Origin of the sequence: Solibacillus faecavium (genome assembly GCF_014836905.1) — a bacterium.
In the GTDB taxonomy this organism is placed as follows: domain Bacteria; phylum Bacillota; class Bacilli; order Bacillales_A; family Planococcaceae; genus Solibacillus; species Solibacillus faecavium.
The window spans coordinates 360,183-375,215 of sequence record NZ_JACSPZ010000004.1; the positions used below are offsets into that span (position 1 = coordinate 360,183).

The 15,033-nt window shown below is 36.9% G+C and carries 11 protein-coding genes and 1 other annotated feature; all 11 genes read right to left on the bottom strand.

What is annotated here, in order from left to right; all coding sequences use genetic code 11:
• Nucleotides 1-41: 41 nt before the first annotated feature.
• Nucleotides 42-425: a binding site (T-box leader), on the bottom strand.
• Nucleotides 426-1,032: 607 nt separating this feature from the next.
• Nucleotides 1,033-1,686: an alanine racemase gene (locus H9635_RS11195; protein WP_191700365.1), complete on the bottom strand. Its 654-nt coding sequence runs from the start codon at nt 1,684-1,686 to the stop codon at nt 1,033-1,035.
• A 64-nt stretch (nt 1,687-1,750) separates the two neighbouring features.
• Complete coding sequence (gene hemL / locus H9635_RS11200) at nt 1,751-3,040, bottom strand: glutamate-1-semialdehyde 2,1-aminomutase (protein WP_191700366.1); 1,290 nt, start codon at nt 3,038-3,040, stop codon at nt 1,751-1,753.
• 1 nt (nt 3,041) lies between these two features.
• Nucleotides 3,042-4,022 carry a porphobilinogen synthase gene (hemB, locus tag H9635_RS11205; protein WP_191700367.1) on the bottom strand — a complete coding sequence of 327 codons (981 nt, stop codon included), beginning with the start codon at nt 4,020-4,022 and terminating at the stop codon, nt 3,042-3,044.
• The gene (locus H9635_RS11210) at nt 4,019-4,762 is read right to left on the bottom strand and encodes a uroporphyrinogen-III synthase (RefSeq protein WP_191700368.1); all 744 of its coding nucleotides are present in this window, start codon (nt 4,760-4,762) and stop codon (nt 4,019-4,021) included. The genes hemB and H9635_RS11210 overlap by 4 nt, the downstream gene beginning before the upstream one ends.
• Nucleotides 4,752-5,684, bottom strand: coding sequence for a hydroxymethylbilane synthase (hemC, locus tag H9635_RS11215; RefSeq protein WP_191700369.1), 933 nt, complete (start codon nt 5,682-5,684; stop codon nt 4,752-4,754). Before hemC ends, H9635_RS11210 begins: the two co-directional genes overlap by 11 nt.
• An 18-nt stretch (nt 5,685-5,702) precedes the next feature.
• Nucleotides 5,703-6,530, bottom strand: a complete 828-nt coding sequence (ccsA, locus tag H9635_RS11220; RefSeq protein WP_191700370.1) for a cytochrome c biogenesis protein CcsA — start codon at nt 6,528-6,530, stop codon at nt 5,703-5,705.
• Nucleotides 6,531-6,664: 134 nt separating this feature from the next.
• Nucleotides 6,665-8,023: a glutamyl-tRNA reductase gene (hemA, locus tag H9635_RS11225; protein ID WP_191700371.1), complete on the bottom strand. Its 1,359-nt coding sequence runs from the start codon at nt 8,021-8,023 to the stop codon at nt 6,665-6,667.
• Between the two features lie 296 nt (nt 8,024-8,319).
• Nucleotides 8,320-11,277, bottom strand: coding sequence for a VWA domain-containing protein (locus tag H9635_RS11230; protein WP_191700372.1), 2,958 nt, complete (start codon nt 11,275-11,277; stop codon nt 8,320-8,322).
• Between the two features lie 12 nt (nt 11,278-11,289).
• Nucleotides 11,290-12,738, bottom strand: coding sequence for an S-layer homology domain-containing protein (locus H9635_RS19490; protein WP_191700373.1), 1,449 nt, complete (start codon nt 12,736-12,738; stop codon nt 11,290-11,292).
• Nucleotides 12,739-12,817: 79 nt separating this feature from the next.
• Nucleotides 12,818-14,512 (bottom strand): phosphate ABC transporter ATPase, encoded by a 1,695-nt coding sequence (locus H9635_RS11240; RefSeq protein WP_191700374.1) that lies wholly within the window; start codon nt 14,510-14,512, stop codon nt 12,818-12,820.
• A 180-nt stretch (nt 14,513-14,692) separates the two neighbouring features.
• The gene (locus H9635_RS11245; protein ID WP_191700375.1) at nt 14,693-14,866 is read right to left on the bottom strand and encodes a YjfB family protein; all 174 of its coding nucleotides are present in this window, start codon (nt 14,864-14,866) and stop codon (nt 14,693-14,695) included.
• Nucleotides 14,867-15,033: the final 167 nt, after the last annotated feature.

The window sequence follows — 15,033 nt, forward strand, 5'->3', positions numbered from 1 at the left end:
TCAAATACAAGTTGAATAAAATAAAAAACTCCCTTCGCCTAAAAAAGGACGAGGGAGTTAATTCGCGGTACCACCTTTAATTCCGAAGGGTTTAGTCAAGCGCTCGCATACTTTGTCACTTGCCTCTCTCAGTCGCTCATGAACACTATGTTCAATTCGCGTCTTCGCTCGGCTACGTTCCTCGTCTGACAAGCGCTTTCTTTAAACCCTGTGATTTAAATGTCAAGCGCTCGCATACAATGCGGCGTTACTATGCCCAATCGGCACTTCATTCGATAACGGTGTCTAACCGGAACTCAGCTACTGCTATTTCACTAAGTCAGCTCCTAGGCTACCTTCTGTAAGTATGATGTAGAAACTTTTCAGCTACTGTTTCCTCTCTGCACATCATGTTCATACATACTCTTCCTATTCAACGCTTCAAATATATAGTTAAAATAATTCTAAGCTGTTTTTTATGAAATTTCAAGTATCATATTCATTATCGGAAAACACTTTTTTTAATTTCTAAACATATACTATGCAAAAGGAGTTTGGAAATTGCGAAAAAATTATAACCCTTTCTTATTACCTCCATGGTTACGAAAATTCCGATTTTACATGAGATATTGCATTCTACCGCTGACAATTTTCCAGGCAATACGTACAATACTCATTCCGACAACAGGCGATATCATATTATTAGCCATACTAATTTTATTTTGCTACTTATTATTGACAGATTTTATTTAAGTCTGGTTTGTTAAACAAAATAGGCTAGGACAGAAGAAATTTCATTGGATAAAAGAAAAGACCTTTATTAAGTAAGGAATATTTTAAAAATTGATTGGAATGGAGGGCGACTCCTGCGAGAATAGCAAAATTTATTTTGCGACGAGTAACCGCAGGAGCACCGACGCCAGAGACTACAGGCTCAGGCCGTGCCCGCGGAAAGCGTCCCGGAATGGAAATCAATTTTAATGCCAGCAAAAAAAGTTCCATTATTCTCCCTGAGAATAATGGAACTTTTGGGTTATGTCCCAATCCCTTTTATTATTTTTTTAATTGAATTTGGACACGGCTGTATGCATCTGCTAACTGCTCCAAAAAATCAATCTCTTCTGCTGGAAGATGTTGAGCCTGTCGTTGCACTTCCTCATGAAATAAAATATGACTTTCAACCTCTTCTTCCTGTTGGTCTGAAGTAGCCATATGCTGAATTGGCTCGACAGTTTCTTCAATTTCCTGAATTACTTCCACTTCCTTCTCCGCTTTTACTTCCTTTACCTCATCAATTTTCTTAACTTCTTCTATTGCTTGTACTTTTCTTTCCACATTACAATTAACTTGCCAGCTACATGAACAGTACCCGTTATTTGGTTCTAGTTTTATTTCATTTATTTGCAGAGAAACCTTTTCAATCTGATCATTTGGGAAATCAACCGAAAAAGGCAATGCATATTCAAAATAGCCGTAATCCTTTTCTATATCGATATGCTCAATATATATGCCTTCCTCTATTTCCTCCTCTCTCGCTTTATGGTCAAATTGTATATTTCCTTTTACTACATAAATACCTCTTATCACTACAGAATCCTCATTAAATTCTTCATGCCATTTCGGTTCAACTACTATTTTTGAATTTTGTTGAATATTTCCTAATTGCTTCGGAAATGTAAACATTTCATTCATATGCCATTGTTGCATAAAAATCCCCTCCCTACGCTTACATTATGCATAGAAAGGGGATTTATGAGTTTATTAAGTAAGATTATCTTGCTAATTTAGCAAATACATGATGGAATGCTTGCACTGTTTTAGCGATATGTTCCTCTGTATGCGCTGTTGAAATAAACAATCCTTCAAATTGAGAAGGTGGTAAGAAAATGCCTTCTTCCGCCATTAATTTAAAGTATTCCGCAAATAATTCTAAATCAGAGCTTTTTGCTGTTTCAAAATCAATTACATCTTCATTTGTAAAGAAGAAACCGATCATTGAACCTGCACGATTAACAGTATGTGGAATATTATATTTCGTTGCTGCTGCACGGAAACCTTCTTCTAGTTGGTCACCTAGCTTACGGAAATATTTATACGACTCTTTATTTAAACGAGATAGTGTTTCATAGCCAGCCGTCATAGCAAGTGGGTTGCCTGATAATGTCCCCGCTTGATAAATCGGACCTGCAGGAGCAATTTTCTCCATAATTTCACGTTTACCACCAAACGCACCTACTGGTAAACCACCACCGATAACTTTACCTAAACATGTAAGATCCGGAGTTATACCATAGTATTCCTGTGCACAACCGTAATCGACGCGGAAGCCTGTCATTACTTCATCAAAAATCAAAAGTGTTCCATTTTCCTCAGTAAGCTTACGCAAACCTTCCAAGAAACCTGGTTGAGGTGGTACAACCCCCATATTTCCTGCAACAGGCTCTAAAATAACAGCTGCCAGTTCTGAACCAAATTTTTCAAATACTAATTTTGCAGACTCTAAATCGTTGTATGCAACTGTTAAAGTATTTTTCGCAATATCTGCCGGTACACCAGGAGAATCCGGTAAACCAAGCGTTGCTACACCTGACCCAGCCTTAATTAAAAGGGAATCACCATGCCCGTGGTAAGAACCTTCAAATTTCAAAATTTTATCGCGTCCTGTATAACCACGTGCCAAACGTAATGCAGACATCGTTGCTTCAGTTCCAGAAGAAACAAAACGAATCATTTCCACAGAAGGTAGACGATCCATTACAAGCTTTGCCAATTTGTTTTCAGAAAGCGTTGGGGCACCAAACGATGCACCTTTAGCTGCCTGGTCCTGAATAGCAGATACTACTTCAGGATGTGCATGTCCTAAAATTAACGGACCCCATGATAATACATAGTCAATATATTCATTACCATCAATATCTTTAATAACCGCGCCTTTGCCCGATTCCATAAAAATCGGATCCAAGTTTACTGATTTAAACGCACGTACAGGCGAGTTTACTCCACCTGGCATTAAGTCTACAGCTTCTGTAAATGCTGCTTTCGATTTTTCATAACTAGTCATATTATTTTTCCTCCAGCCAACGACAAACGTCTTTTGCATGATACGTAATAATTAAGTCCGAACCTGCACGCTTCATACCTAATAATGTCTCAAGTACTACAGCCTTTTCATCTATCCAGCCATTTTGTGCAGCGGCTTTTACCATCGAATATTCCCCTGAAACGTTATACGCAACTACTGGCACAGGGAAGGTATTTTTCACATCGCGAATAATATCCATATATGCTAGTGCTGGTTTAACTATAAGGAAATCTGCTCCTTCTTCTACATCTGAAGTTGCTTCACGAATTGCTTCCATTCGATTTGAAGGATCCATCTGATACGTTTTACGGTCACCAAATTGAGGAGCGCCTTCAGCTGCTTCACGGAATGGACCATAATAGCTTGATGCGTATTTCACTGCATATGACATGATCGGTATATGCTGGAATCCTGCTGCATCTAATCCTGCACGAATTGCCACAACAAAACCGTCCATCATGTTCGATGGTGCTATAATATCAGCACCTGCTTTCGCTTGAGAAACAGCAGTACGAGCCAGCACATCAAGTGATGGATCATTTAAGACTTGCTCTCCTTCAATTACACCACAATGACCATGGTCAGTAAATTCACATAAACAAGTGTCTGCTACTACTAAAAGATTAGGGTGACGCTCCTTAATTAAGCGAGTCGCTTTTTGAACAATTCCGTGGTCATGGTAAGCGCCGGTACCTACAGCATCCTTTTCAGCCGGAATACCAAATAGAAGTACCGCCTGAATACCTAACTCAACAATTTCATCCACTTCGGCAGCTAACTTATCCAGTGATAATTGAAATACACCTGGCATAGAACTAACAGGATTTTTAATATTTTCGCCTTCAATAATAAATAATGGATAAATTAAATCTTCTTTTTGTAAGTATGTTTCTTTTACTAGGGCACGCATCGCTGCACTTTGACGTAGGCGACGGTGACGCTGGAAATAAAGTTCTGTCATTTTTTCTGTTCCTCCAGGATGAGCTGCTCAATAACAGCCTGCATCGTATAGATTTTCGGTTGTACAATTGGTTCCACCCCATATTTAGCAAGGGCGGACGTTGTCACATGACCAATTGAGCCAAATTTAACATATCGCCAGTCCACATTCGGAACAATATGCTCAGCATAAATGTCAACTGCAGATGGACTTGCAAAAATAACAATTGGTTCTTCGTGTTCAAGTATGCATTGTTCAAGCTCTTGTAAATAAGTTGTACAAGGACGTGTTTCATAAACTGTCCATTCGTCTGCACCAGTGCCATCATGTATTGTACTTTTCGCCATCGAGCCTCGTAAAAATAATGCACGTTCTGTTGGGTCCATAACAAATTCCTTAACGAATACATCGGCACTGTAAACAGTCGGCATAAAGTGAATTGAATAGCCGTGCTGCTGTAAAAGTGTAGCTGTTTTTTCTCCGACAGCTGCGACTTTTATAGACGATGGGATCTTTATTCTACTGCGCTCACACTTATTAATAAAGCTTGTCACGGCATTTTGACTCGTAAAAATTAACCATTGATACGAGTCGAGGTTAGCCGTATATATGCTATCTTCATCCGAAACTATTTCAGCAGTTTCGATTAATGGATAATTATATACTTTCCCACCATGTTGCTCAATTAATTGCTGTACTGACTGTACAACAGATGAACCTGTAATAATAATCGTCTTTCCTAAAAGAGCATTACTCGGCATCAAGCTCAGCCTTTACTTTTTGAATTAAATCAAAGGCGCCCTGCTCTGTTAATTTTGCGGCAACTGCTTTACCTAATTCATCAGCATTTGTGCCCGTTAATGTTTCTTTATATGTCACAGAAGCATCTGGTGCTGCTACTAAACCTGTTAAAGTAAGTGTTTCTCCATCCGCTACTGCATAGCCTGCAATCGGAACTTGGCAACCGCCATCCATTGCCGCTAAAAATGAGCGCTCTGCATGTGCTGTTTTCCACGTTGTCTGATCTGTTAGTTTCGCTAATTGTTCAAGAAGCTCTGTATCATCTGCACGACACTCAATACCTAACGAGCCTTGCGCAACTGCTGGTAGACAAATATCTGTGTCTAAATATTCAGTTACGACATCATCGCTCCAACCAAGGCGTTTTAAGCCAGCTGCCGCCAAAATAATCGCATCAAAGCCTTCTGTTTTTAATTTGTTTAGGCGCGTGTCCACATTTCCACGAATCCATTTAATTTCTAGGTCTGGACGCACGTGTAATAACTGGGCGCTTCGGCGTAATGAGCTTGTACCGACAACTGCCCCTTTTGGTAAATCGGCAAATTTCACATGACCGTTTGAAATAAAGGCATCGCGCGCATCTTCACGCGGTGGGATACAGCCGATTACAAGACCTTCCGGTAATACTGCCGGCATATCCTTCATAGAGTGCACTGCAAAATCGATTTCCTTATCAAATAAAGCTTGTTCGATTTCCTTTACAAAAAGACCTTTACCCCCAACTTTAGAAAGCTGAACATCTAAAATCCGATCTCCTTTTGTGACAATTTCCTTTACCTCAAAATCAAAAGGAACGCCTGCAGCCTTTAATTCATTAATGAACCAATTTGTCTGTGTTAATGCTAATTTACTTCTACGAGATCCTACAATAATTTTTCTCAATATACTCCGACCTTTCTGTTAAACCCATAGATGGAAATTTGATAGTTTGCTGCCAAGGAAGAAATTAATGACGACGAGCAGAAATAACCCAACATGCACTTGTGCATAAGTCGTCCCAACTAACCTACCTCTTCGATGCAGCAAGAAAATAATTAAGTAAATAACGGATACGATGAAAGAGCCTAAAATTTTAACATCAAAAATAGAAACATTCTCTAATGTTAAAAATGCCCATTCCAACCCTAAAATTAAACTTATAAGCAGCAATGGAATTCCGATTATTGTCGATAGATTAATCCATTTAACCATTTGTTGCAAACTTGGCAATCTTGACCACAAATTATTTAATTTTTTCCGCTTTAAGATTCGATATAAAATTATATATAGTAGCGAAAAGACAAACGCCACAGAAAAAGCGGCGTAAGACATAATCGCAAAGCTAATATGGATCAATAACATTTCCGAGACTAAAGAATCACTCACAATTTGAGCGTTTGATTGAGGTGCAAATAAATGGATTGTCATAAATATAAAGCTCAATACATTTATAAAAAATACCGGTAAGTCGACACGGGCAATACAATGTAGCACGATCGACAGCGTAGTTAGAAGCCACGCATAAAAGAATACACCCTCATACAGAGACAAAATTGGGAATCGTTTTGTTTCGAAAATAAACAATACAATAAATAATATTTGCAATATCCACACTATCGAAACAAACCAAAACGCAACACGTCTGAATTTCACATTTTTATAAAGATAATCAGTAAAATACAGTACGATACAAAGCCCGTAGAGAATAATCATGAGCTCATATAATCTTGTCATTACTAGTTCTGTCATATGCACCCTACTCCTGTTTAAAACTAAAACCCACTTATGAAAAAAGCGCTTTCGGTATCTATGATTTTACCATATAGATACGAAAACGCTTATGTTCATTTGGTAAGGCTCAATGTCTATTGGCTATTGTTCAATTAATAAGTTAAACCCGGACTTAAGTTTACTTCTTTAACTTTTTTGTTGGAAGTTGGTTTGACAACATGCATCTGCTGTACTTCTTGCTGCACTTCATCTTCAATCCCGAAAATTTGTTGGAATAGTGCTAGCTGTGCTTCTGCATCTTTGTCATTGGCAAGCTCTTTTGCTTGAAGAATCGGTGTTTTCAGCAACTGATTAATAATTGACTTCGTATGTTTATTAATTATTTTACGCTCACGTTCCGTTAAGTTTGGCATCTTATTTTCAATGCTCATCATCGTTTCTTCCTGTATAGATGACGCTTTTTTACGCAATGCAGAAATAACCGGAACGACACCAAGCGTATTAAACCAATCTTTGAATTGTATAATTTCGTTATGAATCATCGTCATAATTTCATATGCCGCACGCTCACGCTCCGCCAAGTTCGCTTGTACAATTCCTTGTAAATCATCAATATCATACAGGAAAATATTCGGTACATCGCCAATACGCGGATCTAAATCTCGTGGTACTGCAATATCGACCATAAATAATGGGTCACCCTTACGGAATTTTGCAACGTCCTTCATTAGATCGTAATCAATGACATAATCTGTTGCTCCTGTAGAACTGATTAAAATATCCGCTTCTAAAAGAGTACATTGTAATTCATTCATTGCTTTTGCCTTACCATCGAATTTCGATGCTAAATTTTGGGCTTTTTCAAATGTACGATTAATAACCGTTACTTTACCTACACCGTTGCCATATAGATTTTGAATCGCCAATTCACCCATCTTACCTGCACCTAAAATTGCAACATGTTTATTTTGTAAAGAACCGAAAATTTTCTTTGCAAGTTCTACGGCTGCATATGAAACAGATACAGCATTTTCACCAATCGCTGTATCACTATGGGCGCGTTTAGCAAATGTAACTGCTTGTTTAAATAACTGGTTGTAAACGGTTCCAGTAGTACCAATTTCTTGACCTTGTAAAAAGCTCTTTTTAACTTGTCCTAAAATTTGTGTTTCGCCCAATACCATCGAATCAATACCAGCCGTTACACGGAATAGGTGGTTTAACGACTCATCCTCTTCATAAATGAATAAATGATCCTCGAATTGCTCCATTGGGATGTTAAACCAGTTAGCCAAAAATTGTTTAATATAATAGCGGCCAGTGTGTAATTGATCAACAACCGCATAAATTTCTGTACGGTTACAAGTAGAGATAATTACGTTTTCTAATATGCTTTTTTGCTTTTGTAGCGCCTCCATAGCATTCGGAAGATCCGATTCGATAAACGATAACTTTTCACGAATTTCTACTGGCGCTGTTTTATAATTCAAGCCTACTACTAATGTATGCATGAACCTCTACACCTCACACGTTCTAATTCATAGATTCTATTGTAACATAAAGGTAGCATGACTCACGTTTAGTTTGTGAACATGCTATGAAAGTATTTGCTGAATATGATAAATCAAATCCTCTTTTCCGATTTTTGATCGGTAAGAGTTAAAAAATTTTTTGCTACGATGATATATACCCTAATTTCAAAAAGTTAAATTAGAATTATTCTAATGTAAGTTTAACAAAGTTCGACATAGATTTCAATCATACAAACCGAAAAAGAAGCTCACTTATGCAATGAGCTTCTAATTTGTCACATATTATGAATTTTTGTCGCGATAACGTTTCCTGATTCATCTAGAGCTTGGAATTCAACTTCTACGTATAAATCAAATTCAGGGAATTCATACAATTGCGGTCGATGCATAAAGCGCGATGAACCACGTTCAGGTAAATCATAACGCACATCTCCACTAGGCGAAATAAATACGACACGCACCGCTTTTACATTTTCACAGCCTGTATTTACATCCGCGAGAATTGTTACACGTTCTTCTATACGTACATCTGTACGATTAAAGATTGTGTCCCCTACTAAACAACTATTATTCAAAGTTGGAGTTTTACATAAAATCGTAGTAATAATCGATTGTAAAGAGCCATGTAAATTCTCGATTGTTGAAATGTTTTGATACGTACCTTTTGTTTCAGATGATATATCTTTCAATAACTTTTCATTCACAGTTGTGTATGAGCCAACTGAAACAGTATGAATCGCAATTCCCTTTTCTTTTGCCATTCGGATAACCTCATCTAAGCCATTACTATTTGAATAGCCATCCGTTACCAATACAATTGCCTTATTTGTATATTGATTCGTAGTGAAATTATTCACTGCCGTTTTTAATGCTGATACAATATTCGTCGAACGATTCTCATTTTTATAGCTCAGTAAGCTATCAATACCTGAAACGATTGCTGCTGTATCTGTTGCTTCATGGTTTGAACGATTGCTGAATCGATACACATGACTCGGATTCGCTCCAATTTGCTTCACCGTCTGTTTCACTTTGTCTGCTGTATAGTTTTTCGCATCTCGTACTTTCATCGATCCTGAATGATCTACAACAAACATAACTTCAGATTCAACTGCACATAAATTATTTTCAAAACGTGGATTTGAAAATACAGATTGTGTAACAGTCGTATTTTTCAGTCCTTGAAAAACTTTATCATAGCGTGGATCCAAGTCAATCAATCGTGCTTTTACCTGTGAATTGCCGTATAGAATATCATCAAAGTATACAACTGCAGATCCGCGGCTACCTGTGTTATTATTGTAGTCTTTTGTATTTGTATCAAATGATACAACACGAGTTTTCCCATTGAACGATACTTCTACTGTTCCTTTATAATCAGTAATAATAACACCACTTGGCGCTACTAAATTGACAATAACTTTTGTATATCGATCCATGCCTTCCGGACGTTGTTGTAATTCTTTCCCTGCCTGTAAAACGGCAATTTTTGATACAGCTCCTTCCAGTTTTCCGATTAGGTCTGCATAATCTTTTCGCAGTAAATTTTTATCGATTTGTCCTAAGCGATCGTACATTGCTTTTATTACTTCGACCGATTCTTCATGCGCTAATGTAATTTGATCTGCAATCGGTAAAAACTTGCCTGTTAAATAAATAATGACAGCATGTAGCATAGAATTGAAGGGAACTGTATCTTCTTCACTCATAACGCCTTGAAGATCGTATGTTGCTCGTCCTTCATTATTTACTGTGTACATTACTTTCGCATTTCCTAGACCGCCCCATGAAGATTCATCTTTCGGTCCTTCAATCATATAATCTAAAATTTGTTCAAATAACCAAACAGAAATAATTTGGCCTTCTAATTTCAAGTCGGCATTTCCGTATTGTATTTCCTTTGAAGTGACTTGCCCTTGTGTTAACTTACCATCGGATGTCGTATAAGATTCCCATTTAGAGCCTGTCATTACTTTTATATCTTCGTCATAATCGGTAATTGTAATAATCCCATTTGGTGTATATGGTACAGTCGTTGTTCCAACTACACCTTGTGGTAAAGCTGGCAATGGTTTTACTCCAGGATCAACCGTACCGCCGTTCCATTCTGTCTGCTCTGGATCAAACACTTCATACGTGATGCGAAGCTCTGCTTTTGGTACATATCGCATCGATACTTCAATGACTTGATTTTTATATGTGTGGTATTTCTCCGTTGGATTGACCATTTCAAAGCGAATCGTATCAACTACCGACTTTGTAAGTGCCGGTGCTGTCACATATACATTTAACTGAGGGCCATCTGTATATACTACTGTCGATTGTCCACTTGTACTCGTGTTCGTTTCCGATACTTTCGCTCCAGCTACAGAGGTAACTTTAAACGCAAGCGATTCATCATATGAAATGTCATTGCCATAGCTATCGCGCAAGTTAATTGTAATTAAAGAGGAATCCAGACCGTTGGCAGTAAGTTCTTCTTTTGCTACTTTAATGTCTTTTACAGCTTTGTAAACGTCCGGTCTAGTCGTTTTATCATCCGGATTTTTGCCTGGCTTTGTTGGAATGGTTACCGTTCCATCTTTACTTTCAATAAAGTTTGTTGGCAACGTTATCTTATTATTGTCCTTACCAGTAGGAGCGCTTGATAATCCTTCTATAGCCATTTTCCCTTGCTGATTAATTCGATACATAAAAACGGCCATATCTCCTCGGTTAATATTGCGGGTCGGCTTATAATCTTCAAATGTGCGCTTACCAGATGTTCCAGTAGTAATTTCATTCATATATAAATATTGAACTGCTTGTACTTCCGATAAATCTAAACCATTAACTGCTGCATATAAGCGGGCAAAATGACCTCTGGAAATGTTTGCATTACGCTTTGATGGATTGTCTGCTCCATATAGCGGTATATTCAACTCACTGTAATATTCATATAACATATCCTTATTGTTCGTATTGAAATGATAATTACTATCCAACTTCGCTAAAAACTGAAGCATTTGCCATTCCATAACGAGAGTGCCAGATTGGAATTTGTTCCCGCCATATAATTGCATATAATCCTTGTCTACTGCCCATTTAGCCGCTTTATATTTCGAATTAGATTTAGCAATATCCGAAATTTGCTTGTTTGCTGCTTCCACCTCTATCGGACCAAATGGAAAAGCTAAAGAGAGAACTAGAAGACAAGATAGCAACATCGCCATTAGTTTCTTCATTTTATTCATTTTTGCAACTCCTTAGTTAAAGAACAGAATATTGTCACGGTAGTTTTCTTTTAAATCGTTTTCTAAATAGCGTAAAAATCGTTCAATGATTGCCGAAGATTGTGCACGTGTTAACGTATCTTTCGGATTAAAATAACCGTTGCTGCCGGACATTAACCCTAACTGTGTCGCTACATATACGGCATCTCGTGCATAATCTGTAATTCTGTAGTCATCTTTATAATCCGTTGTATAGCCTGGATCTGGTGCTTTTCCTTCTAAACCAAGGGCACGTACTAAAATTGTCGCTGCTTGCTGACGTGTTAAAAATCCATCAGGGTCAAAAGTATTCGGTGTCGTCCCTTTAATAACCCCTTTATTCACTGCTGCAACTAAATAATTGTGATCTTTCGTAGTGCGCTTTACATCTTTAAAAATGGTCGGCTGGGAAGTAGGACGGCGATTGTTTTGCTCTTCCAATACACGCAGGTCTATTGCTTTACCGATTGCAATGGCAAAGTCTAAACGTTGCACTGGTGTATTAGGAGAGAAGAAGTTGGATTGATCCTCCAAAATCCCAAGCGAATATAATTTTTCAATTTGTTCACGTGCCCAATTTGTTGATAAATCACGGAATTTTGGGATCTTCAGCATTTCTAGCTTTGGCATATAGTCAATGCTACTTGCCACTTTTCCTCTTCCGGCAGGTAAATCGTATTCATATTCAGATAATGAATCTGCCGAGCTAACTGTTTTATAGTTGCCGTTAAAGCTGGATAAAGTAGCATCACTTTGATTGAAGTCCAAAGTGCGTGATTTAGCTGTAGAAACTTTGTTTTTTACCGTTCCGATTGAGCCATCTTCATACACAATTTCAAAATCGGTAATTTGAGTTTCAGTGGCACCCCAGAAGTTTTCATATCCTTCATTTCGGCTGCTTGCCTCTACTGTAATTGTTTTTGTTACTGCATCTTTTCCTCGACCTGTCGATTCGGTATATGTTTTACGGGCAATCGCTTCTCCAGAGTAATAGTCAGATGCTGGACGCTTGTCTGTAATTGTACTTTTTGAAAGTTGGTAATCCGCTAATGTAAATGTACGGTCACCAATAGTAATTTTTTCTGTAAATTTTGTTACGCTACCAGTCGCTGAACTTTGACCGACCTGGTCATAGTTTGTTACATCATATGTATACGTAAAGTTTCTCGTTAATTTTTCTCCACTTGGTCCTGTTAACGTAAATTTATATGTTTCAGTTAATTTACCTTGACGCTCTGTTTTGTTTACAGAAACGTTTTTATTAGTTCCCGTAAATTTAATTGGTTTCCCTGTTAAAAAGAAATACTCTTCGTATTCATACTCATTTTTAACTCCACCTGTTAAATCGATTGACTGGGCTGAACTACTCGACGGGTGGACGAGTAGTACTATAATTAAAAATGAACATGCTGCTACAAAGTTTAAGTTAAACTTTTTCCTCACAAATTCGTCCTCATTTCCTTAAATTATTCCGCAAAATAGTATTGGCATGTGAGAGGCACATCCCACATGCCTTATCAGTTTAGTTTATAAGTAGTACATACACATCAGATGTCGAACGTGCAACAGCTGTTACTTGACTTCCTTTATTAATTTCCTCAATATCAACCACTTTTCCATCTTTAACAATCATTGCTTTGGATAAGTCTAATGTAAGTGAACCGTATCGGAAGTTCCAATGGCCGTCGTTCCCCCACTGGCTACTATTAATAACTGAAATCTTTTTCGTATTGAAGTTCACCGAGCTTACTCGTCCTGTCAAAGTTAACGTTGCCAATCTTTCATTTGGAACAAAGTGAATGCCTTGAATATGTCCATCCTTTACATAGAAGTATGCATAATAAGGATTTGGCGAGTTTGTATAATTATCATATAAATCTAAGTCCAATTCAGGTATTACTTTAAATTGCTTTGTCCCATCCAGTTCAGATGCAATTGTAGAATTGCTGTATCCAAATTGGGAAATTTGATTATCTGAACTCCAGAAATGATTATCAAAACGTTGCAAATCAGATAAGTCCACTTCATATGCGTATAAATCTGCGACATCTATTCGGCCAAAGTAAAGTTGGTATTTTGATAAATTCGGCGCTAAAAACGCATCATTTGTAACATTTACAATATGCGCATAGTCACTTTTCGCACCACCATCCGTTAATACAAAGGCTGTTGTAGAAATAGGTTTTTGTGCTAAATCCAATGCGATTAATCCTTCAGGTTCTACTAATCGACCGTTGCGTATTAAAATCGATCCATTATGATAATTTAATTTCTGTGTATTTTTTAATTCCAGCACATTTACACCAATATTCACACGATTAATTGGTTGATAGAATGTACGTTCATTTTTGGCTAATACAATAATTTTATCGATAACTTCTTTATTAAACTGTTCTTTTGTTACAAAATAAATATCGCTGTTGTTATAGTTTTTCAATTGATTTTTTGATATTTTTTTATTCCCTGCATAAATGGTTGTATTATTAGTAAAGTTGAAAGTAGCCTTTGTTTTTATGTTTCCAGTTCCGAAACGCCAATTCAATAAAGTATGGGCATTTTGAACATTTATTGTATTTTTATTAGTATTTACCGTATTTAAATTTGCTTTGTATAAATCTGCAACCATGTTGGCTGTACTCATAATATTAATCTCGGCAATACGAGATGTATTGGCTGTAGCAAATTTTAAACGTACACGGTCCCCTACATATAGGGTACTAATATCTACAAAAGATTTCCCTTTAAACACTTCTGTATTATTAGTTACAGTAAACGTTTTCGTCGATGCCCCATCTACCTTTACGCGGACTTGTAGACCGTTTGGATCGATTTGGGTAACTACACCTGATATTTGTTTACTATTTTCAACAATTGAACCGTCCCCGTCATTTGTAGAACCGCGTAATTCAGTGATCTTACCTGATTTTAGTTTAATCGTGACATTCATACCCGCTTTAAAACCAGCTATATTTGTCAGCGTATTATTAATATAGAATTTACCTGTATTTGAAAGGCTTAATGTTGCTGTTTTTCCAGAACTATTTTTTAAAGTGACGCTTTTTAATGTACGCGTCACCGTTCCATTCTTATCTTCAGTTTCATTATAATTTGCTTTCATAAAGGTATATGTAGTAGATGCTTCAGCTTGTTGACCTAGCGGTAGAATTGCTAAAGCAAGTGTAATTGCTGTCAACAGTGTTACTATTTTTTTAAGCAATTGTTTCTCCTCCTCATTCATTACTTCCCTTAATTTTTATTTCAAATAGTCTTACTTAACCTCATTTCTTTCAATTCATAATTAAGCACTCTTTAATTTGTATAAATTTACAAATAATACTGCATTAACTATTTAAGTTTACCAAATTACCTAAGTGTTCGCATCGTAAGTCTTAATTAATTAAATAGAGATATCAACTGAATGACCTAGAGTTGGGTGAGATACATTCGTTACTTCTATTAATTGTTCTATGCTTTGTTCTTGAAATTCCATCGATTGTTTTGTAACAGCTATTGAAACATTTTTCATTAAATCCGCTTGTTTCATCGAGATTGCTAAAGCTGCGATATCCATATGTAGCACCTCCTACAATTTTTATCGACAAATCCATATTAATATCAAGTAATTATTATAATTTTGATGAAGGTAACCTTTTAATTAAAGCGAAGGGATGTTTGACTTTTAAAAATTTATAAACAAAAAAGAACAACTCCGAATTTAATCGAAGTTGTTCTAATTTA